Annotated in this window: 23 protein-coding genes and 2 other RNA genes; 8 read left to right on the top strand and 17 right to left on the bottom strand. The window is 63.3% G+C overall.

The features are described 5' to 3' along the window. Positions 1-39: 39 nt before the first annotated feature. The 9 genes from VZ068_RS17715 to VZ068_RS17675 form a co-directional block, all read right to left on the bottom strand. Complete coding sequence (locus VZ068_RS17715; RefSeq protein ID WP_046963318.1) at positions 40-984, bottom strand: NAD-dependent epimerase/dehydratase family protein; 945 nt, start codon at positions 982-984, stop codon at positions 40-42. Positions 985-1014: 30 nt separating this feature from the next. Then, positions 1015-1686 carry a class I SAM-dependent methyltransferase gene (locus VZ068_RS17710; RefSeq protein ID WP_349656023.1) on the bottom strand — a complete coding sequence of 224 codons (672 nt, stop codon included), beginning with the start codon at positions 1684-1686 and terminating at the stop codon, positions 1015-1017. Positions 1687-1716: 30 nt separating this feature from the next. Further along, entirely contained in the window at positions 1717-2445 is a 729-nt protein-coding gene (locus tag VZ068_RS17705; RefSeq protein WP_349656022.1) for an SDR family oxidoreductase, read from the bottom strand. A 2-nt stretch (positions 2446-2447) separates the two neighbouring features. Next, positions 2448-3749, bottom strand: coding sequence for an FAD-binding oxidoreductase (locus VZ068_RS17700; RefSeq protein WP_349656021.1), 1302 nt, complete (start codon positions 3747-3749; stop codon positions 2448-2450). Next, complete coding sequence (locus VZ068_RS17695; protein ID WP_046963385.1) at positions 3749-5137, bottom strand: UbiA family prenyltransferase; 1389 nt, start codon at positions 5135-5137, stop codon at positions 3749-3751. Before VZ068_RS17695 ends, VZ068_RS17700 begins: the two co-directional genes overlap by 1 nt. 95 nt (positions 5138-5232) lie before the next feature. Continuing rightward, positions 5233-6228 (bottom strand): lysylphosphatidylglycerol synthase transmembrane domain-containing protein, encoded by a 996-nt coding sequence (locus VZ068_RS17690; protein ID WP_349656020.1) that lies wholly within the window; start codon positions 6226-6228, stop codon positions 5233-5235. A 23-nt stretch (positions 6229-6251) separates the two neighbouring features. Further along, positions 6252-6327: non-coding RNA, sX9 sRNA (locus VZ068_RS17685), on the bottom strand. A 60-nt stretch (positions 6328-6387) separates the two neighbouring features. Further along, positions 6388-7332, bottom strand: coding sequence for an electron transfer flavoprotein subunit alpha/FixB family protein (locus tag VZ068_RS17680; protein WP_349656019.1), 945 nt, complete (start codon positions 7330-7332; stop codon positions 6388-6390). After that, the gene (locus tag VZ068_RS17675; RefSeq protein ID WP_104615412.1) at positions 7332-8078 is read right to left on the bottom strand and encodes an electron transfer flavoprotein subunit beta/FixA family protein; all 747 of its coding nucleotides are present in this window, start codon (positions 8076-8078) and stop codon (positions 7332-7334) included. Before VZ068_RS17675 ends, VZ068_RS17680 begins: the two co-directional genes overlap by 1 nt. Before the next feature lie 230 nt (positions 8079-8308). On the opposite strand from VZ068_RS17675, the gene rfbB reads away from it, so the two are divergent. The 4 genes from rfbB to rfbD are packed head-to-tail and all read left to right on the top strand — an operon-like array spanning position 8309 to position 11763. Further along, complete coding sequence (gene rfbB / locus VZ068_RS17670) at positions 8309-9364, top strand: dTDP-glucose 4,6-dehydratase (protein ID WP_349656018.1); 1056 nt, start codon at positions 8309-8311, stop codon at positions 9362-9364. A 52-nt stretch (positions 9365-9416) separates the two neighbouring features. Further along, a complete protein-coding gene (gene rfbA, locus VZ068_RS17665) occupies positions 9417-10304 on the top strand; it encodes a glucose-1-phosphate thymidylyltransferase RfbA (protein WP_349656017.1) in 888 nt (295 codons plus the stop codon). Beyond that, the gene (gene rfbC / locus VZ068_RS17660; RefSeq protein WP_349656016.1) at positions 10301-10858 is read left to right on the top strand and encodes a dTDP-4-dehydrorhamnose 3,5-epimerase; all 558 of its coding nucleotides are present in this window, start codon (positions 10301-10303) and stop codon (positions 10856-10858) included. The genes rfbA and rfbC overlap by 4 nt, the downstream gene beginning before the upstream one ends. Continuing rightward, on the top strand, positions 10855-11763 hold the full coding sequence (gene rfbD / locus VZ068_RS17655) for a dTDP-4-dehydrorhamnose reductase (protein ID WP_349656015.1): 909 nt from the start codon (positions 10855-10857) through the stop codon (positions 11761-11763). The genes rfbC and rfbD overlap by 4 nt, the downstream gene beginning before the upstream one ends. A gap of 104 nt (positions 11764-11867) precedes the next feature. Here the strand turns inward: rfbD and VZ068_RS17650 are convergent, their stop codons facing one another. Further along, complete coding sequence (locus tag VZ068_RS17650) at positions 11868-13271, bottom strand: mannose-1-phosphate guanylyltransferase/mannose-6-phosphate isomerase (RefSeq protein ID WP_259156510.1); 1404 nt, start codon at positions 13269-13271, stop codon at positions 11868-11870. Between the two features lie 49 nt (positions 13272-13320). Beyond that, entirely contained in the window at positions 13321-14667 is a 1347-nt protein-coding gene (locus VZ068_RS17645) for a phosphomannomutase (RefSeq protein ID WP_349656014.1), read from the bottom strand. Between the two features lie 133 nt (positions 14668-14800). On the opposite strand from VZ068_RS17645, the gene VZ068_RS17640 reads away from it, so the two are divergent. Together VZ068_RS17640 and VZ068_RS17635 are read left to right on the top strand one after the other, a co-directional pair. After that, complete coding sequence (locus tag VZ068_RS17640) at positions 14801-15532, top strand: CoA transferase subunit A (protein WP_259163083.1); 732 nt, start codon at positions 14801-14803, stop codon at positions 15530-15532. Continuing rightward, on the top strand, positions 15532-16167 hold the full coding sequence (locus VZ068_RS17635; RefSeq protein ID WP_349656013.1) for a CoA transferase subunit B: 636 nt from the start codon (positions 15532-15534) through the stop codon (positions 16165-16167). Before VZ068_RS17640 ends, VZ068_RS17635 begins: the two co-directional genes overlap by 1 nt. 32 nt (positions 16168-16199) lie before the next feature. Here the strand turns inward: VZ068_RS17635 and VZ068_RS17630 are convergent, their stop codons facing one another. Together VZ068_RS17630 and VZ068_RS17625 are read right to left on the bottom strand one after the other, a co-directional pair. After that, the gene (locus VZ068_RS17630) at positions 16200-18287 is read right to left on the bottom strand and encodes a glycoside hydrolase family 99-like domain-containing protein (protein WP_349656012.1); all 2088 of its coding nucleotides are present in this window, start codon (positions 18285-18287) and stop codon (positions 16200-16202) included. Next, positions 18284-19933, bottom strand: coding sequence for an electron transfer flavoprotein-ubiquinone oxidoreductase (locus VZ068_RS17625; protein ID WP_349656011.1), 1650 nt, complete (start codon positions 19931-19933; stop codon positions 18284-18286). Before VZ068_RS17625 ends, VZ068_RS17630 begins: the two co-directional genes overlap by 4 nt. 125 nt (positions 19934-20058) lie before the next feature. Between VZ068_RS17625 and VZ068_RS17620 the strand changes: the two genes are divergently transcribed. Together VZ068_RS17620 and VZ068_RS17615 are read left to right on the top strand one after the other, a co-directional pair. Continuing rightward, positions 20059-20658: an alpha-ketoglutarate-dependent dioxygenase AlkB gene (locus tag VZ068_RS17620; RefSeq protein WP_349656010.1), complete on the top strand. Its 600-nt coding sequence runs from the start codon at positions 20059-20061 to the stop codon at positions 20656-20658. A 742-nt stretch (positions 20659-21400) separates the two neighbouring features. Continuing rightward, positions 21401-21476, top strand: a non-coding RNA gene (locus VZ068_RS17615) — sX9 sRNA. A gap of 22 nt (positions 21477-21498) precedes the next feature. On the opposite strand, the gene VZ068_RS17610 is transcribed toward VZ068_RS17615, so the two are convergent. The 4 genes from VZ068_RS17610 to VZ068_RS17595 form a co-directional block, all read right to left on the bottom strand. Further along, the gene (locus tag VZ068_RS17610) at positions 21499-22143 is read right to left on the bottom strand and encodes an ABC-type transport auxiliary lipoprotein family protein (protein ID WP_349656009.1); all 645 of its coding nucleotides are present in this window, start codon (positions 22141-22143) and stop codon (positions 21499-21501) included. Continuing rightward, positions 22140-23066, bottom strand: coding sequence for an MlaD family protein (locus tag VZ068_RS17605; protein WP_005991785.1), 927 nt, complete (start codon positions 23064-23066; stop codon positions 22140-22142). Before VZ068_RS17605 ends, VZ068_RS17610 begins: the two co-directional genes overlap by 4 nt. A 2-nt stretch (positions 23067-23068) precedes the next feature. After that, on the bottom strand, positions 23069-23905 hold the full coding sequence (locus VZ068_RS17600; protein ID WP_259156499.1) for an ABC transporter ATP-binding protein: 837 nt from the start codon (positions 23903-23905) through the stop codon (positions 23069-23071). An 85-nt stretch (positions 23906-23990) separates the two neighbouring features. After that, entirely contained in the window at positions 23991-25220 is a 1230-nt protein-coding gene (locus VZ068_RS17595) for an ABC transporter permease (RefSeq protein ID WP_259156496.1), read from the bottom strand. Positions 25221-25246 lie beyond the last annotated feature (26 nt).

Genomic DNA, 25246 nt, shown 5'->3' with positions numbered 1-25246 from the left:
TCTGCCTTGGAGATGATGGATGCCGGCTTGTACGGCGTGTCAACGCTTGAGGACGATGTGACTGTAGCGCGGGTCGCAGTAGCTTTCGCGGATGGCCTCTTCGAACGGAGTCTGGGTTACGCCGAAAATAGCCTGCGTATCTACGCCTTTGAAGTCATCGCCGGCCGAGAGTGCCTTGAGTTGATCGGCGGTGAATGGAGGCTTGCTGCTGAACAGGCTGTACACCCGGAGTAAAAAGGCAAAGAAGCCAATCGGGATATGCACGATCACAGTGCGCAGTTGCTTTGCGCGCTTGATGGTACGAATGATATCGACGTAATCCACACGCGTGGCGCCGACGATATCGTAGATATTGCCCGCAGGTTCGCGTTCTATGCACTGCACGATGCAGCGACAAAAATCCCGCTCGTACAACGGTTGGCGCATGAACTTTCCATCTCCGGGGATTGGGAATACCGGAGTGCGGGCCATGAAGCGCGATAGCCATCCCAGGTGCTTGGGATCGAACCAGCCGAACATCAACGTCGGACGCAGCACGCAGTGAGGGATTCCACTGGTGCGAACTAGCGCCTCCTGCAGTTTCTTTGTGTCTGTGTAGTCATCCGTGGCAACCGAATTCACCACCGATGAGCTGATATGCACCATGTATGGAACCTGGTGATCCGCGCAGGCCTTCAGCACGCGCTCGGTCGCCTGCAGGTTGTTGCGGTCGAACAATGTGCGGAACTTGCCGGTGATCTGTGCGTGCAGCTGTACCACCAGGCGAGCGCCTGCGAACGCTTCGCTCCAGGCACCAGGTTCGGCCAGGTCTGCCAAGATCGTCGTCACATCCGGATGCAGGTTGCGCAAGATATCGAGGTTGTGCTCGTGCTTGTCGATGGCGACCAGCTGCGTATATCCCTGCTGTTTCATCTCGACGATAAGATTCTGTCCCACCAGGCCTGCGGCACCGGTCAACACGATCTTGTCACTTTTCTGTGCCATGGCTGGACTCTGAAACGAATGGAGGATGGGTCAGTCGCGCTTGTAGGCAATGACCAGCGCTTGCTTGCCCAGGACGTGCCAGGCGAGCGGGATGCGCAGGTACAGCGATACCAGCCAGGGAGCCTGCGGTAGTCGGCTCTTGGTGGTGTAGGGCAGGAATTTGGGGATCACCACCTGCGGATCCAATCCCGCCATCAGTACTCCCTCTACCAGGCTGCGGTCGCTTAGCGCCGTATGGTGATCGAAGTAATCCCAATACTCGTCGTACAAAAAGCGAATATTGGGTTGCAAGATGATGACTCTTCCGCCCGGCTTGAGCATACGTGCGCTTTCCCGCAGCGTTTGCAACACCAGATCCTTGGTTGGCAGGTGCTCAAGAAAGTTGCTCATGAACACCGCATCGACACTGGCGCTAGGGATCGAGCTGACTGCAATGCACGACTCGTTGATGATGCGGATGCCATCGGCGGCGAACTTGCGCACGTCGGGATTGAGATCGACGGCGATCTTGTGCGCGGCTGGAATGTTGTTGATGAACTCGCAATACCCGGCTCCGATGTCTACCACGGTCTCATTCGGTTTGACGAACCGGCTGAAATACTGCGTGCACAACACTTGCCAGATCCGGTTCTTGTTGGCCAGTTCTTCCTTCGGGAAACGGTGTTGATAGAGTACGTCGAGATCTTGGTCGATGTCTGGCATCTCAGCACTTCCTCTGTGGGGTGGAGCGGTTTATAGCGAGATGCGACGAAAAATGAATTCCGGTATGTTCTTGATCACCAACATGATGACCCACCAAAAAGCCGGCAGATAGGCCACAGCGCGACGCTTGTCCACTGCGGCGAGGATTCCCTTGGCGATCTGGTCCGGCTTTGCCCACAGTGCGCCCTTCTTGAAAGCCGCGGTCATGGGCGTGTCGACGAAGCCTGGCTTGATCGTGAGGACGTTGATGCCTTCCGTGCGCAGGCGCTGTCCCAGACCGCTCAGGTAAGCAGTCACAGCCGCCTTGGCACTGCCGTAGAGGTAGTTGCTCGCTCGGCCGCGATCTCCCGCCACCGAAGAAATGACAGCAAGCGTGGCGCCCGACGTTAGTCGCGGCACAATCGTTGCGCACAGGGCAATCGTGGAAGTGCCGTTGGTTGCGAACTCGCGCAGCGACAGTTCGACCGATGCGTTACACGCAGCTTGATCCGGTAGCGTGCCATGTGCGATCAACACGACATCGACACCGCCCAATGCAGCCCAGGCCGCATCCAGGATCTCGCCATGGCGTGCATCGTCGTTGACATCCAGCACGCCGATGCTGCTTCGGGCGCCGCGGGTCGTGAGGTCTGCGGCAATTGTTTCCAGGCGCGCGGCCTGGCGGCCCAGCAGATGGATGGCCGCCCCACGTGCGGCGTAGCGGCGGGCGGTTGCTTCGGCGATGGCCGAGGTGGCGCCGATGATGAGGACGCGTTGCATGTCTACTCCGTGACCCGGCGCCAGAAGCCGGAAGAAAAACGTGGATCGAGATAGCCGCTGAATTCGCGCCAGCGGCCGTAGGCGCGCTGAAACGAACACGCAGCCATACGTGCGTCCTTGGCAGGGTACAGAGCGCCGCCAGTCTCGTCGACGATGCGGTCGAGGCGTTCGAGCAGGCTCAACACAGCAGGACCGGTATTGGGAAAATCCAGTGCAAGCGTGGTGCCCGGCCTGGGAAAGGACAGCATGCCCAGGGACGGTGTGTTGCCGAACTCCTTCAGCACAGCCAGGAACGAGCCGCTACCACTGCGTGCGATTTCGCCCAGCAAGGCATCGACGCCATCGCGGGAGGCGCTCGGCGGCAGCACACACTGGTATTGCAGAAAGCCGGCGGGTCCGTACATGCGGTTCCAGTCTCGGATGCCGTCCAGCGGATAGAAGAACGGCAGGAGATGGCTGACAGAGCGCTTGCGCGGTGCGGGTTGGCGCCAGTAGTAGAGCGTGTTGAAGGGTCGCAGAGATGCCTTGTTCACCAACGAAATCGGTGGCGTGATCGGCATGGACAGACCCTTGCCTGGGGGCTTCGGCTGTTCCTGGGGCAGCCCGGTGCAATGATCGGCACGGGTGAAATGTCCTCGACCACGCGCCTTCCCGCTTGCCAGGCAATCGATCCAGGCTACGCTGTATTCGTGGCTATCTGCCGATGCTGCCGACAGCGCAAAGAACTCGTCGAGCGAGCCGAAGCGTATGTTCTCCGTTTCCAGCGCCGGGCTAGCGACGCGGCGCAATTGAAGTTCGGCCCAGGTGATCAGCCCGGTCAAGCCCAGCCCCCCCAACGTGGCTGCGAACCAGCCATCGGCATCGTGCGGCGTGCAGAGGCGGCGCTCGCCATCGCTGCGCAGCAATTCGAATGCGCGCACGTGATGGCCGAAGCTGCCGGTACGGTGATGGTTCTTGCCGTGCACGTCGTTGGCGATCGCGCCGGCGATGGTCACATAGCGTGTGCCAGGCGTGACCGGCAGAAACCAGCCCTGTGGCAGCACCAGCTCGATGATGTCGGCGAGGGTGACACCGGCTTCGCAACGCAACACGCCAGTAGCCGGGTCGAAGGCGACGAAGCGATCAAGTCCGCGCGCGCACAGCAGTGCGCCATTCGGGTTCAGGCAACTGTCGCCATAACTGCGTCCGTTACCACGCGGCAGGGCAAGGCCGTCGAATGCGGGCAGATTCGCCGCACGATCGTTGATCGGTAGCAACATCTGCTGCGCTCTGGGATATCGCCCCCAGGATTGCCCCGCCGCCATCAGATGGCGCTCAGGGCGAATAACCCGCACAGCACCACAACGATCTGGCTTACGCGATCGGTGGCGGCGAACACGATCGGGTCATCATGCATCTCTCCGCGATGGGCGATGATCCAGACTCGGCTCACCCAGTACAGCAACACCGGACACACCAGCCAGAGCAGCTTGGGATTGCGGTACAGCTCCACACTCTCGGGACTGTTGATGTACAGCGCCATCACCATTACCGCGATGTAGCCGGCCGCCGTGCCCATCGACTGCAGCAGCGAAAGATCCTCCACCGAGTACGCACGCCCACTGGCCTTGGTCTTGCCGCTGCTCAACATGGCATGCAGCTCCGTGTAGCGCTTGAGCAATGCCAGCGATAGGAACATGAACATCGAGAAGGCCAGTAGCCAAAACGACAATTCGATACCGATCGCCATCGCTCCGCCGATGATGCGCACGGTGTATAGCGCTGCAAGCAGCACCACATCAATCATCACAATGCGCTTCAAACGCAGCGAATAGGCCAGGGTCATGACGTAATAGGCCAACAACACCAGCGTAAACTCGATGCTGCAGGCCAGGGAAAGCAGCAGTCCGGCAATGGTGAGCGCGGGCGCGACAAGCAGGCCTTGCAACAAGGGCAGTCGGCCAGCAGCGAACGGTCGCCTTCGCTTGCGCGGATGCTGACGGTCCGGGGTCAGATCGAGCAGGTCATTGAGGATATACACGCCGGATGCGCACAGCCCGAATGCCACCAGTGCAATTGTGGATTGCACTACCGATTCCAGATCCAGGAAGCGGTGCGCGGTGAGCAGCGGGACGAACACCAACAGATTCTTCAACCATTGATGTAGTCGCAGAGCCTTGAGCCATGCGCTGCCGCGCGATGGAGCGGGCCAGTGCGCATGCACTGTCGTGCGTTGCGCTGCGGCCTTCGCAAGCGCAGTGCCATTGTTGACGACCCAGGCGCCGCCGGCCTTGTCCCACACGTGCAGGTCCACGCTGCCGTTGCCGGCGTAATCGAAGTTGCCCTGGCCGAACGTCTCAACCAGCACATCTGCCTTGTTGCGGCCGGACAGGTTGCGCTTGCCGTCGCTTGCGATCACTTGTTCGAACAAGCCCAGATGCGCGGCTATTGGCGTCACCAGCAGCGCGTCAGAGGCGGTGCACAGCACCCGCGGGCGCTGTGTCGTGGTTCGCAGAAGCTCCAGTACCTGGGGGTTGTAGGGCAGGGTTTCTGCGGGCAATGCCACGCGCGAGGCCAGCTCGCGTTTCAGCGCCGCCTTGCCGCGCAACAGCCACAGCGGCAGCAGGAACAGATACAGCGGGCTGCGCGCCAGCAAGGCGAGTAACGACTCGTAAAGGATGTCCGAATTCAGAAGCGTGCCATCCAGATCCACGCACAAGGCGCGTCCCGAAACAACCGGACGAGTGGAGCTGCTGGTAGGGGCGGACATCGACGGCCTGGCGATCCATTGCGGGGCCGCGATTATACCTAGTCGACTAGGCTTGCCTCATTTTGTAAGGCAAATTCGGCGATCGACATAGCCACCGCGCCAACCGCGATCGCGTACCAGAGCGTGACCAGGCGGGCTGCGACAGCGGCCGCAATTGCGTCTGCGGCGGAGATCCCGAGCCGATCAAGCATCAAAACAATGGCCAGTTCGGTGGTGCCCACACCTCCAGGAACAAAAGACAATGCGCCAATCAGCATCGCCAGGGGGTAGATGCCGAACGCGACAACAGGATCCAGCGGCAAGCCCATGCCTGTGCACAATCCCACGAACACAGCCGACGTCAGCCCCCAAGCGATCGACCCCGCAAGCATGCTTTGCGCGAATGCTCTAAGGTCCAGGCAGCTGCGTAGTTCCAGCACTGCGGCGAGGCCAAAACGGGTCAGGCGCCGCAACCATGTTCCAGGCAAGCGTTCGCTCAGGTTGGTCAATTGGTTGAGCAGAGCGGGCCAGGCCGCTGCACCGAACAACACGCAGACAAATCCCAGAACCACTGCAACCAGGGCCCCCAAGGTCGGGAACACCGGTGCAGCCAGCAGCGACAAGGACAAGATCACCAGCAGGTCGGATGCACGTTCGAAGACGAAGACTCCAAGCGTGCGCTCGGGCGGAATGCCCATGCGCGCGAAGTAGCGGATACGCATCAGCTCACCGGCCTTGCCGGGCGTAGCAGTCAGCGCAAAGCCCGCCAGATAGCCAGCCAGACCGTGCAAGAACGGTACTCGATGTCCCTTTCGGCGCAGCAACCAACGCCACCGCCAATATCGGAACAAATAAGTGATGGACACCGGCACGATTGCCAGCGACATCAACTGCCAGACATCGCCCAGCTTGGAGAAGGTACCGTTGCCGTGATCCAGCCACAGCAGTACAGCCACGTACCCCGCACACAGCACCAGCACGAAGGCGGCCAGATAATCCAGACGATGCCGCGGCTTGGCGGCATCGCTGATGTTTGGTGGCGAGGGTGGAGCCATTGCAGCCGACAGGACCTTCGAAAGGCCAACGAAATGTCGCGAACAGTCGCCAGGAAGGTTTCGGTAGCGCTCGGTAGCTGGAATGTACGAATCGTACATGCCGCACTGAGTCCGGGCTTCGCCGACCTGGCAACGTCGCTGGAGTTTCGTCAGGTGCTCTTAGCCCAGCGCAGCCTCCAACTCAGGCAGCAGCGTAAATAAATCCCCCACCAACCCGATATCGGCGATCTCGAAGATCGGCGACTCCGGATCCTTGTTGATCGCCACGATGGTGCCAGCGTCCTTGATGCCGGTCAGATGCTGGATCGCGCCGCTGATGCCAATCGCCACGTAGAGCTCGGGCGCGATGATCTTGCCGGTCTGTCCGACCTGCAGCTCGTTGGGCACGTAGCCGGCATCGACCGCCGCACGCGAAGCACCCACGGCGGCACCGAGTTTGTCTGCCAGGCTGTAGATATGCTGGAAGTTCTCTGCCGAGCCGACGCCGCGACCGCCGGACACCACACGCTTGGCGCTCTGCAGGTCGGGGCGGTCGGAGTTGCCTGCAGCCAGGCCGATGAAGCGGGTGTGCACCGGCAGTGCGACATCGATGCTGGCGGATTCGACCGCTGCGCTTCCGCCGGTAGCCGCTTCCGGCCACGAGGCGCTGCGCACGGTTGCCACCACGACCTGGTCGGCCGGCGCCTTCACGGTGATGATGGCATTGCCGGCGTAGATCGGGCGCTTGAAGGTATACGCATCTTCGACCGTCATCAGGTCGGAGATCTGGTTCACGCCCAGCAGCGCGGCCACCACCGGCATCAGGTCCTTGCCGAAGGTGGTGGAGGGGCCGAAGACATGGGTGTAGCCCTGACCGGCCAGCTGCGCGATCTGGGGGCCAAGCACCTGCGCGACGGCGTGTTCGTTGGCAGCGTTGGTCACCGTCAGCACGCGGGCAACACCCGCCAACTGAGCGGCCTGGGCGGCAACGGCCGCAGGATCGGCGGCCAGCACCACCACGTCGATCGACTCGGGCGATACGGCCAGGGCGGCGCTCAGCGTCTTGGCGGTGGCCGCGTTGAGCTGGCCGTTGAGATGTTCGGCAACGATGAGAACCTTGGCCATTACAGCAACCCCTTCTGCTTGAGTGCGGCCACCAGTTCGGCGGCGTCCTTGACCATCACGCCGCGGCTGCGCTTGGCCGGTGCCGCGTAGTGGGTGGTGGTCAGACTGTCGTGCGCGTCCACGCCCAGATCGGCGAAAGCCAGGGTCTCCATCGGCTTGCTCTTGGCCTTCATGATGTCCGGCAGCTTGATGAAGCGCGGCTCGTTCAGGCGCAGATCGGTGGTGATCACCGCCGGCAGGTCCACTTCCAGCGTTTCCAGGCCGGCATCCACTTCGCGCGTCACCGTGGCCTTGCCATCGGCAACCACCAGCTTGCCGGCGAAGGTCGCCTGAGGGCGACCCCACAAGGTGGCCAGCATCTGGCCGGTCTGGTTGGCGTCATCGTCGATGGCCTGCTTGCCCAGGATCACCAGATCGGGCTGCTCCTTCTCGACCAGCTTCAGCAGGGCACGTGCAGCAGTCAGTGGCTGGATGGCCGCATCGGTGACCACGTGGATGGCGCGGTTGGCACCCATGGCCAGGCCGTTGCGCAGGTGCGCGGCGGCATCGGCCGGGGCGAGAGTGGCGACCACTACCTCGGTGGCAATGCCGGCATCGCGCAGGCGCAACGCTTCTTCGAGGGCGATTTCGTCGAACGGGTTCGGTGACAGCTTGACGCCGTCGGTCACCACGCCGGAGCCATCTGGCTTGACCTGAATGCGGACGTTGTAGTCCACCACGCGCTTGTAGGCGACGAGGATTTTCATCGTGTACGAGATCCTTCAGCTATTGCGGGAAGGCCCGGCCGCGGCGGCAGGCTCGGGAGTGCGCCCATTCTAACCGGGCAGCATCCACCATGCGATGGCGTATGGATGCTGCGGTGCGACATGGCAGCCGTGCGTACTCGCTCGCGCTTAAGCTCGATAATGCCCGGACCGTATATCCTGTGCGGTTTGAAAACGCAGCGCGGTTCGCGCGCGACCAGGAGGGGTAGACAGTGGCGACTTGGCTAGTAACCGGCGGTGCCGGCTTCATCGGCGGCAATTTTGTTCTTGAAGCGGTCTCGCGCGGGATTCGCGTGGTCAATCTCGACGCGCTGACCTACGCAGGAAATCTGAACACGTTGGCATCGCTGGAAGGCAACGCCGATCACGTGTTCATCAAGGGCGATATCGGCGACGGGGCGCTCGTCACCCGGCTGCTGCAGGAGTACCAGCCCGACGCGGTCCTGAACTTCGCAGCCGAAAGCCACGTGGATCGCTCGATCGAAGGCCCGGGCGCCTTCATCCAGACCAATGTCGTCGGCACCCTGGCATTGCTCGAGGCGGTTCGCGATTACTGGAAGGGGTTGCCGGACACGCGCCGCGACGCGTTCCGTTTTCTGCACGTCTCCACCGACGAGGTCTACGGCACGCTCGGCGAAACCGGCAAGTTCACCGAAACCACGCCCTACGCACCCAATTCGCCGTATTCGGCCTCCAAGGCCGCTTCGGATCACCTGGTGCGCGCGTTCCACCACACCTATGGGCTGCCGGTGCTGACCACCAATTGCTCGAACAACTACGGCCCGTACCACTTTCCCGAAAAGCTCATCCCGCTGGTCATCGCCAAGGCACTGGCTGGCGAGCCGCTGCCGGTCTACGGCGACGGCAAGCAGGTGCGCGACTGGCTGTTCGTCAGCGACCATTGCGAGGCGATCCGCACGGTTCTTGCCAAGGGCAGGGTCGGTGAGACCTACAACGTGGGCGGCAACTCCGAACGTCAGAACATCGAAGTCGTGCAGGCGATCTGCGCACTGCTGGATCAACATCGTCCGCGCGAAGATGGCAAGCCGCGTGCGAGCCAGATCACTTACGTCACCGATCGGCCAGGGCATGACCGGCGCTATGCGATCGACGCCTCCAAATTGAAGAACGAACTGGGTTGGGAACCTGCCTACACCTTCGAGCAAGGGATTGCGCAGACGATCGAGTGGTACCTGACCAATCAGACGTGGGTACAGGGTGTATTGGACGGAAGCTACCGCCTGGAACGCATCGGCGCGACGGCATAACTCTCCACCCCCAGTGTCCGCACAGATGTACGGACCTCCCAAGGAAGCTCTCATGACACAACGCAAAGGCATCATTCTGGCGGGTGGATCCGGCACGCGCCTGTATCCGATCACCAAGGGCGTCAGCAAGCAGCTGCTGCCGGTGTACGACAAGCCGATGATCTATTACCCGCTCAGTGTTCTGATGCTGGCGGGCATCCGTGACATCCTGATCATCAATACGCCCCATGAGCAGGCACTGTTTCAGTCGCTGCTGGGCGATGGCTCGCAGTGGGGAGTCAACATCCAATATGCCGTGCAACCGAGTCCCGATGGACTGGCGCAGGCGTATCTGATCGGCCGCGATTTCGTCGATGGCAAGCCGAGCTGCCTGGTATTGGGCGACAACATCTTTCATGGGCATGGCTTGACCGAGACGCTGCGCCGTGCCGATGCGCGCGAGCAGGGCGCAACGGTCTTCGGTTACTGGGTCAATGACCCGGAGCGCTATGGCGTCGCCGAATTCGATCAGCACGGCAAGGTCATCGATATTGCCGAAAAGCCGGAAAAACCCCGCTCCAACTATGCGGTCACGGGTCTGTATTTCTACGATGGCAAGGCCAGCGACTATGCGGCTGCGCTGCAGCCATCTCCACGCGGTGAGCTGGAGATCACCGATCTCAATCGCTGCTATCTCGATGCGGGCAACCTGCATCTTGAGCCGCTGGGGCGTGGCTATGCGTGGCTGGATACCGGTACGCATCAGTCGTTGCACGAAGCAGCCAATTTCATCGAGACCATCCAGATGCGGCAAGGTCTGCAGGTGTGTTGCCCTGAAGAAATCGCGTTTGGCCAGGGCTGGATCGATGCCGAGCAACTGGAGCGCCTGGCAGCACCGTTGCGAAAGAACGACTACGGCAAGTATCTGCACGAATTGGCGTTAAGAGGAGTTGTTCCATGAAAGTGATTGAAACCAAGCTGTCTGGCTGCGTGGTGATCGAGCCGGCGGTGTTTGGCGATGAGCGCGGCTATTTTTTCGAGACCTGGAACGCGGAACGTTTTGGCCAACAGGGTTTGCCGACTCGCTTCGTGCAAAGCAACGTGTCGACGTCGGCCAAAGGCGTGCTGCGCGGCTTGCACTACCAGTGGCCGCGGCCGCAGGGCAAGCTGGTCAGCGTGCTCGAAGGCGAGGTCTACGACGTGGCCGTTGACGTACGCCATGGCTCGCCTACCTTCGGCCAGTGGGAGGCAGTGGTACTGAGCGCAGAAAACAAAAGGCAATTCTGGATTCCGGAAGGCTTTGCGCACGGCTTTGCGGTGCTGTCAGAACGCGCGGTCTTCAGTTACCTGTGCACTGACGTCTACGTCAAGGAAGCCGACGCAGGCGTGCGTTGGGACGATGCGGCAATCGGGATCGACTGGCCGATCAGCGACCCGGTGCTTTCCGCCAAGGACGCGGCTGCGCCGTTCCTGGCCGATGTGCCGGTCGAGCGCCTGCCGGTGTTCTCTCCGTGACCATTTTGGTTTTCGGCGCAAACGGGCAGGTCGGCACCGAATTGTTGCGTGCGCTTGCGGTCGATGGCGCAGTAACCGCGACGACACGCAGTGGTCAACTGCCTGATGGCACCGCTTGCGAAACTGCCGATTTCGACGCGCCAGGCACGTTGACAGGTCTGCTGGAGCGCATCCATCCAACCGCTGTGGTCAATGCCGCCGCCTACACCGCGGTGGATCGTGCCGAGCAGGATCGCGACAGCGCCATGCGTGCAAATGCGCAATCTCCAGGCGTCATCGCGCAATGGTGTGCTGCGCACGAGGTGCCATTGGTGCATTACTCCACCGATTACGTCTTCGACGGGCAAGGCAGCGCGCCCTATCGCGAAGACTCGCACACCTCGCCGCTGGGCGTGTATGGCGAAACCAAGCTCGCTGGCGAGCAGGCGATCCGGGAGTCGGGCGCCCAACATCTGATCTTGCGCACTGCCTGGGTGTATGCCTCGCATGGTGCCAATTTCCTGCGCACGATGCTGCGCGTGGGTGCAGAGCGCGACGAATTGCGGGTGGTGGCCGACCAGATCGGTACACCAACGCCTGCTGCCTTGATTGCCAATGTCACCGCGCAGTTGCTGCGTCAGCGCAGTCACAGTACGTCGGGGACCTGGCACCTGACGGCGGCGGGCCAGACAAGTTGGCACGGGTTTGCCGAGGCCATCTTCGATCAGGCCGTCGCGGCGGGCTTGCTGGCGCGTGCGCCGCGTGTCGTGCCGATCACCACAGCGGACTACCCGACGCCAGCGAAGCGGCCGGCATATTCGCGGTTGTCGGTCGACAAGCTGCAGAACGATTTTGGCATCGTGTTGCCGCAATGGCAGGCCGGCTTGCAGCAGGTGATTGCCGAGTTGGCTGCGGCCAGACGTTGACGGCAGCGCCTGGGTCGCGGTGATGCCGCGGACCAGATCCACAACGAAAAACAGCCGGGAATCCCGGCTGTTTTTTGTTCAGAACAGATAGCGCAAGCGAGCGGTCAAGCTCGGCCGTAGGTATCCTCAAAACGCACGATGTCGTCTTCGCCCAGGTAGCTGCCGGACTGCACTTCGATCAGCTCCAGCGGCAACTTGCCCGGATTGCGCAGGCGATGGGTTACGCCCAGCGGGATGTAGGTACTCTGGTTTTCGGTCAGCAGCAGGACCTCGTCGCCACGGGTGACTTCGGCGGTTCCGCTCACCACGATCCAGTGTTCGGCGCGATGGTGGTGCATTTGCAGGCTCAGCACGGCACCGGGTTTGACGGTGATGCGCTTGACCTGGTGGCGCTGGCCCATGTCGATGGAATCGTAGGCGCCCCACGGACGATAGACCTTGCGATGCCAGGTGGCCTCGGAACGGCCAGCCGTCTTGATCTGGCCGACCACGTCCTTGACCTCCTGGATGCGATCGCGATGACCGACCAGCACGGCGTCCGGCGTCTCGACGACGACCACGTCTTCCAGGCCGACCATGGCGATCAGGCGCGAGCCATAGGCGTAGGTATTGCGGCAGTCGACCTGGATCACGTCGCCATGATGCGCGTTGCCGTGGGCGTCCTGCTCGGACACATCCAGCAGCGACGACCACGAACCGACATCGTTCCAGCCGGCATCCAGTGGGACCACGACCGCATCGGCGGTCTTTTCCATCACCGCGTAGTCGATCGAATCCGACGGGCTGGCTGCGAACGCGTCCTTGTCCAGGCGGGTGAAGTCGGCATCGCGCTTGCCGTTTTCCCAGGCTTTCTGGCAGGCATCGGCAATGGCCGGGTGGAACTTGCGCAGTTCCTCCAGGTAGCGCGAGGCACGGAACAGGAACATGCCGCTGTTCCAGTAGTACTCGCCGCTGGCGAGGTAACCCTGCGCGGTGGCCAGGTCGGGCTTCTCGACGAAACGCTCGACGGCGGTGGCGCCCGTCCCGGCACCGGCCTTGATGTAGCCGTAGCCGGTTTCGGGCGCGGTCGGCTTGATGCCGAAGGTGACCAGCTTGCCCTGCTCGGCCGCACCCGCTGCTGCCGTCACCGCGGCCTGAAACGCGGCTTCATTCTGAATGACGTGATCGGACGGAAGGACCAGAAGCAGCGGGTCGGCGCCGTTGCGCATGGCTTCCAGGGCAGCGACCGCGATCGCCGGGGCGGTATTGCGCCCCTTGGGCTCCAACAAAATGGCTGAGGGCTTCACGCCCAGCTGCTGCAACTGCTCGGCTGCCATGAACCGATGTTCTTCGTTGGCAACCACGATCGGCGCATGGCCTGCGACCGGAGCCGAGCGCAGCCAGGTCGCCTGCAACATGCTCTTGTCGCCGACCAGCGGCAGGAACTGCTTGGGATAGGATTCGCGCGACAGCGGCCACAGGCGCGTGCCGGAACCGCCGGACAAAATGATGGGTAGGACGTCGCTCATGGGCGGGGGAAACTCCAAAGTGCGTCTATGGGTGGGAGAGGAGAGTGAATCAACCGCGCAACAAGTCGGAAATCTCTTGTGTGCGGCTTTCCAGCAGTGCGGCATCGCCGCGCGTTTCCACGTTCAGGCGCAACAGCGGCTCGGTGTTGGAGCTGCGCAGGTTGAAGCGCCACTGGCCGAAATCCGCACTGATGCCGTCGGTGTAGTCCAGCTCGGGCGACAGGTCGGCGTAGTGTTCCATCACGCGGGCGACCGAGGCCTTGGCATCGGCAACCTTGAAGTTGATCTCGCCGCTGCACGGGAACTTCTGCATGCGCGCTTCGACCAGGTCGGCCAGCGAACGTCCGGACTGCGACACCAGCTCGGCGATCAGCAGCCACGGGATCATGCCGGAGTCGGCGTAGGCGAACTCGCGGAAATAATGGTGCGCACTCATCTCGCCGCCATACACGGCGTTTTCGCTGCGCATCTTTTCCTTGATGAAGGCGTGGCCGCTCTTGCACAGCACCGGAATGCCGCCGGCTTCTTCGACCTGCTCCACCGTATTCCAGGTCAGGCGCGGATCGTGCACGACCTTGCCGCCGGGCTGCTTGGCCAGGATCGCCTGGGCCAGCAGGCCGACCAGGTAATAGCCTTCGATGAAGCGGCCGGTGTGGTCGAAGAAGAAGCAGCGATCGAAGTCGCCATCCCACGCGATGCCGAAGTCGGCGCCGTGATCCTTGACCGCCTTGGCGGTCGCATCGCGGTTTTCCGGCAGCAGCGGGTTGGGAATGCCGTTGGGAAAGTTGCCGTCCGGTTCATGGAACACACGCACGAATTCGAATGGCAGATGCGGTGCAAGCAGGTCCACGATCAGGCCCGCACCGCCGTTGCCCGCATTGACGACCAGCTTGAGCGGCTTGAGCGTGCTGCGGTCGACGTAGCTGAGCAGGTGCTCAAGATAGGCGGTCTTGTCGGTGCGGCTGTGCTCGCTTGCGGTAGGCTCGCCGGCTGCGGCGGTATCGGCAGCAACCGTGTCGCGGATCGCGAACAGGCCGGTATCGGAACTGATCGGCCGGGCCTGCTCGCGCACCAGCTTCATGCCGTTGTAGTCCATCGGATTGTGGCTGGCGGTGACCATCACGCCGCCGGCAGCCTTGAGGTAATCGGTCTGGAAATAGACCTCCTCGGTACCGCACAGGCCGATGTCGATCACCTCGCGGCCGCTGGCACGCAGGCCTGCCGACAGCGCTTCCTGCAAGGCCGGGCTGGCCAGGCGCACATCGTGGCCCAGGACCACGGGCCCTTGATCCAGCTGCGCCGCCAGTGCCACGCCGATCCGGCGGGCCAAGTCCTCGTTGAGTTCATCCGGCACGCGGCCGCGAATATCGTAGGCCTTGAAGGCGGGTAGCGTCATGGGCAATTCCTGTGGTGGGGGACAGCCGAGTTTAGCGGGTGCGCCGTGTCTTGGGTGTGGCGGAATTGCGACCGGGGACAGGGAACAGTCAGCGGCTAGAATGGGCGTTTACATCAGCGAGGCGAGGGCGGTGATGCGCAACGATGGAGAGGGTGAGGCCGGCGGTAAACGCTATGCCGACGCAACGGCGGCGCTGGATGGCGTGCTGGCCGATGGCCAGACGCTGGCGGTGGGCGGCTTTGGTTTGTGCGGGATTCCCGAGGCCCTGATCGCCGCCGTGCGCGACAGCGGGGTCGGCGGATTGACGGTGATTTCCAACAACGCCGGCGTCGATGGATTCGGGCTCGGTCAACTCCTGGCCACCCGGCAGATCCGCAAGATGATTTCGTCCTACGTGGGCGAAAACAAGGAATTCGAGCGCCAGTACCTGGCTGGCGAGCTCGAGCTGGAATTCAATCCGCAGGGCACCCTGGCCGAGCGCCTGCGTGCGGGCGGTGCGGGAATTCCCGCGTTCTACACCGCTACCGGCTACGGCACCATCGTGGCCGAGGGCAAGGAAACCCGGCAATTCGACGGCAAGCATTATGTGCTGGAAACGGCGCTGCATGCCGATGTCGCGCTGGTGAAGGCGTGGCGCGCCGACACTGCCGGCAACCTGGTCTTCCGCAAGACCGCGCGCAATTTCAACCCGGCCTGCGCCATGGCTGGCCGCGTCTGCATTGCCGAGGTCGAGGAAATCGTGGAGCTGGGCACGATCGACCCGGACCAGGTGCATCTGCCTGGCATCTACGTCGACCGGCTGGTGCTCAACACCGCACCGGAAAAACGCATCGAACAGCGCACCGTGCGCGAAGGACAGCACTGATGGCCTGGACCCGAGATCAGATGGCCGCACGCGCGGCACGCGAATTGACCGACGGCGCTTACGTCAACCTGGGCATCGGCCTGCCGACGCTGGTGGCCAATCACATCCCCGATGGCGTGGACGTGTGGCTGCAATCGGAAAATGGCCTGCTCGGCATCGGCCCGTTTCCTGCCGAAGACGAAGTGGATGCCGACCTGATCAATGCCGGCAAGCAGACCGTGACCGCGCGCGCCGGTGCCAGTTACTTCGGCAGCCATGACTCGTTCGCGATGATCCGCGGCGGCCATATCGACCTGGCGATCCTTGGCGCGATGCAGGTCACCGACCGCGGCGACCTGGCCAACTGGATGGTGCCCGGCAAGATGGTCAAGGGCATGGGCGGGGCGATGGACCTGGTGGCCGGCGTCAAGCGCGTGGTGGTGCTGATGGAACACGTGGCCAAGGACGGCAGCCACAAGATCCTGCCCGAGTGCGACCTGCCATTGACCGGCGTGGGCGTGGTCGACCGCATCATCACCGACCTGGCCGTGTTCGATGTCACCGCCGATGGACTGGTCTTGGTGGAAGCGGCCGATGGGGTGGGGCTGGAGGAGTTGCGTGCCAAGACGGGCGTGAGTTTCACCTCGCAGCGATAAGCGAGGCCGATGTCATTGTCCGCAGAGCGCCGTCATGGCGCCTTGCGGGCATAGCGATAAGGCGCTGCCGAGGGAGGTTTGCCCACTCCCAGAACCTGTTCGATCGTTGTGAGCCGGTGTCCGGACTGCGTCACCGTAACGCCAACAAATCGTTCGATCGCATGTGCCAGGGTTCCGTCAATCTGGCCCTGCTCGCTCTCGAATTCGCTCGGATGCAGATGCGCGTCGAGCAATGGACGCAGCGCCTCGAGTCGGGCCCAGAACATGCTGCCCGACGCAAACTGGCTCTGTTCTGCAACTGCGGCGCTGCCAGTGCGAACGGCCAGGTAATCCAGGGTGTCGGCATTGGCCCCGACAAAGTCGGCGACCGGCAAGACATGTTCTGCCGGCGCGACCAGCCCGAGCGACGGATCGATGGCAAACCCATCCACAATTGCGTCGACGTGGCGTTGCGCCAACAGCGCTGCAAGCATTTCACGTCGCCAGGCTTCGCCGTCGCTGCGATGAGTCGATTTTTTTGTATGAAGTTTGACTGCCAGTTGTTCGCCTTCGTCGAGCAGTCGATTGGCAACATGCAGAAAAGGAAGAACGTCGCGGCCGCGGTTCTCGAAGCCTTCCACCTCAGCGTGCAGCTCACGTTGCGCCACGCGCTGACGAACCTGATTGACCAGCGTGGTTTCGGTGGTGATCACAAGTCGCAGTGGCATATCCACTTGAACGATCGCATCGAGCATCTCGTCCAAGACGTCCAGGTACCAAGCATGCAAGACGACGCAAAATTTGTGTTGGCCGGGCGTTGCAGTACCTTGGGTCGGAGTTAGCAGGGCTTGCCGTGTAGCCTCCAGCCAGGCATGCCCGAGACGCGTATCGGGTTCGAGCACCGCGCCTTCTGCCCACTCGTTCCAGGCATTGATAAAGACCATGCGATGCACCGGTGGGGCGTCAGCGAGGCGGTGCTGTACGGTGTGCGATAACCAGTCGCGATATCGGCGAGGCGATGCGTGCAGAAAGACGCGTCCTTTTCCCGAGCGACGCGGCTCATTGTCCCAGCCCGGATTGACGCCGGGGTAGAGCGTGTAGTCGCGCAACGGGCGCTGTTCCATGTCACGCGCCAGCTCTCGCCAATCCAGTACTTCGCCGTTGAAGTCGAGATTTATCAGGCGCTGCTTGGCGACGACCGACGCTGGGGTACTCATGTTCGGCGGAAATTCGACGGCGGCATCAAAGCCGATATCGCGTGGATCGGGCCGTTCGAAGCCCTGCACGTAGGCAAGATGGATGTCGCCGATGCCGTTGTCACGACACCAGGCGCGCCAGCGCGCTGCCGTCTGCGCTGGCTCGGGTAGCAGATGAGGGCGGTAGACGAGCAAGAGGGGACGCCCATCCACGCGCAGGTACTTCGGGTTGCGCATGTAGGACGCGACATGCGCGATGAAAGCAAGATCGTCATCGGCATCGTGCGCCTGATCGATCAGGATATCGTCGCCGCGCCCGTCCCAGCGACGTGCCCACTTCTCGTTGGCCCAGCAAAGGCAAAAAGGCAGCGTGATCGAGTTATCTTCGTGCCACTGGCGGATTGGCATTTCTAGCAAAGTCTTGCCGGCGAACCAGTAGAAATAAAAGCAAAACGCACCCAGGCCGTAGTCCTGCGCCAGCCGCGCTTGCTCACGCAGGGTCTGAGGATTTCGGAGGTCGTAAAAGCCCAGGTCGGCGGGCAGCCTGGGTTGCTGATGCCCCTCGAATTGCGGAAGGGCGCGGGTCACATTGCGCCATTCGGTGAATCCTTTGCCCCACCAGGCGTCGTTTTCCGGGATGGGGTGAAACTGCGGCAAATAGAACGCAACCAGAGTGGCTGGAAGCGTCGCAGGCAAGGTGGCTGGGCGATACCGAACGTGGCCGATCGCAGCTTCATCGCCACGGCTGACGGCGCGGCGCGAGGCATCGTAGCCTGTGCGTCCTCGCTCAGGCTCCGGTACCCACCCAGAATGTCTGTCCAGAAACCACATGCGCCAACGGTCGCGCGTTGCTTCGCTCAGCGGCAACGCACGAAACGCAGTGCGCAGCAGCCCGAATAATTGCGCGCGCGCACGTGAGCCCACGGAGCGACCAGATGCACTCACAGGTTCTGGTAGTTCGGCCCAGAACCACCCTCCGGTGTGACCCAGGTGATGATCTCGTAGGGGTCCTTGATGTCGCAGGTCTTGCAGTGCACGCAGTTGGCGGCGTTGATCTGCAGGCGCTTGCCGGAGGGGCTGTCGGTGTCTGCGACCATCTCGTAGACGTTGGCCGGGCAGAACCGGGTGCAGGGGTTGTCGTATTCCTGCACGCAGCGGGTGGCGCAGATGTCGGTGTCGAGCACCTTCAGGTGCACGGGCTGGTCTTCGTCATGCTCGGTGGCAGCGAAATACACCGCCTGCAGGCGGTCGCGCGGTGCCAGTTCGCGCGTGCCGTAGTCGCGCTTGGGTTGTTCGTAGTCGCCGAGCTTGTGCAGCGCCGACCAGTCCGCCTTGTTCTTCAACGTCCACGGCGAGGCGCCCTTGAGCGCGGTTTCCCAGGCGGCATTGAGCAGGCCGAACCACAGGCCCTTCTTGAAGCCAGGCTTGATGTTGCGCACTTCTTTCAGCTCGGCCATCGCATCGGAGGCGCGCAGCTTGGCGTCGAAGCCTTGCGGTACCAGCTGTGAGTGCACCAGGTGTTCGGCCGCCAGCATGCCGCTGCGGATCGCCTGATGGGTGCCCTTGATCTTGGGCACGTTGAGCAGGCCGGCGGTGTCGCCGATCAGCAGGGCGCCGGGCATTTCCACTTTCGGCAACGACTGCCAGCCGCCGGTGACGATGGCACGCGCGCCGGCCGAAAGAATGCTGCCGCCCTCCAGCAGCGACTTGATCAGCGCGTGGTTTTTCCATTGCTGGAAGGCTTCCCACGGCTGGTATTTCGGGTCGCTGTAGTCCAGCCCGCTGACGTAGCCGAGGGCGACCTGGTTGTTGTCCAGGTGATACAGAAAGCTGCCGCCGTAGGTGCGATTGTCGGCGGGCCAGCCGATGGTGTGCACGATCTTGCCGGGCGTGACGCGGCCTTCGGGCACCTGCCACAACTCCTTGATGCCAATCGAATAGCCCTGCGGGTCGCTGTCTGCGGTAAGGTCGAAGCGAGTGAGCAGGCGCTTGGTCAGATGCCCGCGCGCGCCTTCGGCCAGCACGGTGACCTTGGCGCGGATATCGATGCCGGCCGTATAGCCGGGCTTGTGCGAACCATCCTTGGCCACACCCATGTCGCCGATGCGCACGCCAATGACCTGGCCGCTGTCGTCATGCAGCGTCTCGGCGGCGGCAAAGCCCGGGTAGATTTCCACGCCCAGCGCTTCGGCCTGCGGCGCCAGCCAGGCGCACATCGCCCCTAAGCTGACGATGAAGTTGCCGTGGTTGCGCATGCCCGGCGGCACCACCGGGAACTTGCGCGCGCTGTCCTTGCCGAGGAACCAGAATTCGTCCTCGGTGGCGGCCACGCAGATCGGCGGCGGGTTGTCGCGCCAGCCGGGCAGCAACGCATCCAGCGGGCCAGGCTCGATCACCGCGCCGGACAGGATATGCGCGCCGATGGTGCTGGATTTTTCGATCACGCACACACTCAACTCGGGGTTGAGCTGCTTGAGCCGGATCGCGAACGACAGCCCGGCCGGACCGGCACCGACGGTGACGACGTCGTATTCCATGACGTCGCGCTCGACCGTCTCTGACGCTTGCGCGCCGATTCCCGCTTCCGACATTGCTCCGCTCCCGTTGGCTCGATGGCTGGGGCGTATTTTCCGGGATTGCATGTGATGGCGGCAAATCGCGTCGATTCATCCGCCGCTGCCGGTGCGCTCCGACGCGCGCATGCTAGCGTTTGTGCATGAAAATACGCGTTGCACTGCCGCAAGCTCAGATCCACTGGTGTCGCGGCTGGTTGCAGGCCGCGCATGCCGATGCGCTGATGCAGGCGCTGCTGGACCAGGTGCAGTGGGAAGTCCATCGCATCCGAATGTTCGGGCGGGTGGTGGATTCGCCGCGTCTGAGCAGCTGGATCGGCGATGCCGATGCCAGCTATCGCTACTCGGGCACGCAGTTTGCGCCGCAGCCGTGGCTGGAGGTGCTGCAGCCTTTGCGTACGCGTCTGCAGGATGAAACCGGCTGCCCGTTCAACAGCGTGCTGGTCAACCGCTACCGCAGCGGAGCCGATGCCATGGGCTGGCACAGTGACGATGAGCCGGAGCTGGGCGCGCAGCCGGTGATCGCGTCGCTGAGCCTGGGCGCGACGCGGCGGTTCGCGTTCAAGCATCGCGACGATACAGCGTTGAAGCAGACGCTGGAGCTGGGCCACGGCGATCTGCTGCTGATGGGCGGCGATACCCAGCGTTACTACAAACACGCCTTGCCGCGCACCGTAAAGCCAGTCGGCGAGCGCATCAATCTGACCTTTCGTCAGATCGCGATGCGCGTGTCCCAGCTATAAGAGCGGCTAGCAAAACGTAGCGAGCGCTCGGCTGGCGGGGGCGCAGCGGTTTTGTTAGTCGCATCTTGGTTGATACAGTCAGAAGCTTATGTCAAATGCTGAGTGGGTCGAGGGCGCGGTGCCCTCGCCGCTTGCGGGACACGCCGCAAGTACGTCCATGTAGGCTCGGTGGCGGCATCCATGCCGCCACACGGTCCCGCAACCGGCGAGGACACCGCACCAGACCGTTGGCTGGCAGCTTTACTGACCCTGCGAACCGACCATCTCGACTGGTCCTTGCCCGCCCACCGTCACGGGACCTTACGCGGCATGGATGCCGCGTGAGAGCTTACAAGGACGTACTTGCAGCGTGTCCCGTGACGGTGGGCGGGCAAGGGCCCTGCAGCAAACTCGCAGCATCGAAGGCGCGGTGCCCTCGCCGCTCGCGGGACACGCCGTTAACCCGTCCATGGGGGCTCGATGGCGGCATCCATGCCGCCAACGGTCCCGCAATCGGCGAGGACACCGCACCAGATAGTTGGCTGGCAGCTTTACTGAAAACCCTGCACACCGACCATCTTGACTGGCCCTTGCCCGCTCACCGTCACGGGACCTTACGCGGCATGGATGCCGCGTAAGAGCTTACAAGGACGTACTTGCAGCGTGTCCCGCGATGGTGGGCGGGCAAGGGCCCTGCAGTCAGGCAGCAGATCAGCCGCGTTGCGGCAGCCCCAGGCGGGCGCGGCCGGTGCTCGGAACCGGTATGTACCACTCGTATGCCCCGGCTCCTGCGCGCCGTCCGTGCCCACCTGGCGGCCGCTGGCTACGTTTTCCTGGCTGCTCTGAGTCTGCCGTTCGCGCCTACAACGAGCGCGGCAGGTTCTGGCTGTCCTGCTGGCCGGTGACCAAGGTCCAGCCGACCAGCTCGGTGGTGACCTGGGTCATCGCCTGTTCGAATGCCGCTGCCACAGCAGCCGTGTCGGTGCCGCTGGATGGGCGTGCGACCAGGAAGGTGCGCGAGGCGGCCACGCGTTGATCTGCCGAATGCAGCAGCTTGGCGTTGAGCTCGATCGTGGCCGAGGGCAGCGACTGGCCGGCGTAATCGGCTTCGAAGCGGCGCAGGTCGATCGCCAGCTTGTAGTCCGAGCGGATCCCGGCGCCGATGCGCGCAACCGCGGCGATCTTGCCGGAGTCTTCGAACGCGCGCACCACGCTGTCTTCCAGCATGTCGGTAGCCGGTTGCGCCCAGCCGGCGCCGTGGTAGACCTGCAACTCGCCGGGGGTCGGGCGCACGTTGATGCGCGGGCTGTCGACGATGCGGGCCGCGCTTGGCTTGGCGATCGCCAACTGCCAAATCACCTGCGGCCAGGTGGGATTGGGCGTGACGCGCACGGTGGGGGCATAGATCGTGGCCGGCTTCTGGTCGCCACCGGTCAGGACCGAGCAACCGCCCAGCGCCAGCAGCGAGACGCACAGCAGGGGACGCAACAGGCGCATGGCAGTCATTTCGGTTCGAACTCCTTGGGTGCGTCGCGACCGAGCAGGTAGCGCGCAGGGTTGTTGTCCAGTTTGTCGCTGACCCGGCGCAGGTCGCGGATCAGGCCGCGCAATTCGGTCAGTGTCGGTCCGAGCTGGCCCAGGCCGTCGTTGGCGAAGCTGTTGATGGCCGCACGGTTCTCGCCAAGGATGTTGTCGGCGTTGCCGGCGGCCGAATCCAGCTTGACCAGCGTTGCGTCCAGCTTGTTGAGGATGCCCGGCAGCTGCTGCACCAGGTTCTGGTCCAGCCGCTTGATGGTGCCATTGGTGGTGGTCAGGGTGGTATCCAGATTGCGCGCGGCATCGCGTGCGCTGACGATCAGCGCCTGCATGCCTTCGTCGCGGTCGGCGATGCCGCCGCTGATCTTTTCCAGGTTCTGCAGCGTGGCCGAAATGCTGGCCACGTTCTTGTCGGAGAGCATTTCGTCCATGCGCTCGACGATGCGGTTGGCGGTATCGGTGATGTTCTGCAATGCAGAGGGCGTGGTCTGGATGATCGGCGCATCGCTCTTGTCGATGGTGGTCAGCGACGGCGCCTCGGGCGTGCCGCCGGAGAGCTGGATGATCGACGGGCCGGTCAGGCTGGTGATGGCCAGCTTGGCGCGGGTGTCGCTCTTGATCGGCGTGGTGGAGTTGACCCGCACATGCGCCACCACCTGGCGCGGGTCGTTCGGCGCCAGCGTCAGCTCGGTGATCGAGCCCACCGCGATGCCGTTGTATTGCACGGGGCTGCCGACCGACAGGCCGGTCACCGCCTCGCGGAACACCACCCGGTACTGCTGCCAGGTGCGGTCGGAGGAGTACTTGGCGGCCCATAGCCCGAACAGCAGCAAGGCCAGGCCTGCCACGATGGTGAAGGCGCCGATCAGGACGTAATTGGCTTTGGTTTCCATGCTCAGGCGGTCTCGGTGGAGTCGGTCTTGGCCGCGCGCGCGGCGCGGGCACGCGGACCGTGGAAATATTCCTGGATCCAGGGGTGGTCGATCTGCTCGACCTCGGCCAGCGGTGCGTTGGCGATCACCTTGCGATCGGCCAGCACCGCGATGCGGTCGCAGATGGCGTACAGCGTATCCAGGTCATGGGTGATCAGGAACACGGTCAGGCCCAGCGCCTGCTGCAGGGTGCGGATCAGGCGGTCGAAGGCGGCCGCGCCGATCGGGTCCAGCCCGGCGGTGGGCTCGTCCAGAAACAGCAGCGGCGGGTCCAACGCCAGCGCCCGCGCCAGGCCGGCGCGCTTGCGCATGCCGCCGGACAATTGCGAGGGCAGCTTGTCCAGCGCATCGGCCGGCAGGCCGGCCAGCTTGATCTTCAGCAGCGCCAGCTCGAAATACCAGCGCTCGGGAAACTCGCCGTGATGTTCCTTCAGCGGCACCTGCACGTTTTCGCCGACGGTCATCGACGAGAACAGCGCGCCGTCCTGAAACAGCACCCCGGTATTGCGGGTGATGTGCTGGCGGTCGGCGAAACGGCCCGAGCGCGCGTCTGCACCCAATACCTGGATGCTGCCGGCGTCCGGCTCGCGCAGGCCCAGGATGCTGCGCATCAGCACCGACTTGCCGGTGCCCGAGCCGCCGACCACGCCCAGGATCTCACCGCGACGCACGTCCAGATCCAGCTCCTCGTGCACCACCTGGCTGCCGAAGCGGTTGGTCAGCCCGCGCACGGAAATCGCCAGCTGGTCGTCGTCGGCCTCTGGGCCGGGATTGGGGAGTGGGGATTCGGGATTGGTCAAGGCACTTCTCTCCCGAATACCAGTGCAAGCGCCTCGCTTCTGCTCTGCACGAATCCCAAATCCCGAATGTCGAATCCCCGCCTCATCACCACCCCATCTTCATGAACCACAACGCCGCAATCGCATCGAGGATGATGACCAAGGAAATCGTCTGCACCACCGAGGAGGTGGTGCGCTCGCCCACCGACTGCGCGGTGCCGCTGACCTTCAAACCTTCCAGGCAGCCGATCAGGCCGATCACCAGCGCAAACAACGGTGCCTTCGACAAGCCGACCAAGAAATGCCGCAACTGGATGGTGTCGTGCATGCGCGCCAGATACATCTGCGGCGGGATATCCAGATCGAATGCGCCCACGGTGACGCCCCCGGCCAGGCCGGCGATCATCGCGATGAAAGTCAGCAGCGGCAGGGTGAAGATCAGCGCCAGCAGGCGCGGAATCACCAGCAGGTCGATCGGGTCCAGCCCGAGGGTGCGGATGGCATCGACCTCTTCGCGCGACTTCATCGCCCCGATCTGCGCGGTGAACGCGCTGGCAGTGCGCCCGGCCAGCACGATGGCGGTCAGCAGCACGGCGAACTCGCGCAGGAAGGCGATCGACACCAGCTCCACCACGTAGATCTCCGCGCCGAAGTCGCGCAGGATGGTCGAGCCCAAAAACGCGATCACCGCGCCGACCAGATACGACAGCAGCACCACCAGCGGCACCGCATCCAGGCCGACCTGCTCCATGTGGTGCACGGTGGAGGTCAGGCGGAAGCGGCGCGGCTCGTGGATCAGCCGCCCGATCTTGACCATGTTTTCGCCCAGAAAGCTGTTCAGTTCCAGGATGCCCTGGCCGACGCCATGGGTGGTGCGGCCCAGGCGGTCGAGCGCGGCGACGAAGCCGTAGTCGCGCTTCGGCTTGGGGCGCTCGTCGTTGAGTTCTTCGATGGTGCACACCAGCGCCTGGTGTTCATCGCGGAAATCGATGGCGTCTTCTTTCAGCCCCAGGCGGCCGGCAAAGCGCAGCAGCTGCAGCACGCCGGCCGAATCCAGTTGCCCGATGCCGCGCGCGTCGATGCGACGCACCCCGTCGGGCACGGCTTGCAGCAGTTCGGCCTGGGGCAGGGCGGTCGCCAGGACCCAACTGCCGGAGAGTCGGACCTGTGCCTGATCCTGCGAGTCTTGTTCGATGCGTGGAGGTTGCGGTTTGATCATGGGTGGCCTGTCCGTGGCGCCAGCATACCGCGCCGGTGTGAGCGAAAGATGGGGACGCGACCGAAGCGATGTCGGTGCGGCCGCCGACGGAGCCGCCGGCCACGCGCGCTGCGGCATACACTGGCGGCCTCGCCGCACGGCGT

Source organism: Xanthomonas sp. 10-10, assembly GCF_040182365.1.
GTDB classification, from domain to species: domain Bacteria; phylum Pseudomonadota; class Gammaproteobacteria; order Xanthomonadales; family Xanthomonadaceae; genus Xanthomonas; species Xanthomonas arboricola_F.
The sequence above is the reverse complement of the archived record's forward strand: the minus strand, read 5'-3'. Positions and strand labels throughout refer to the sequence as shown.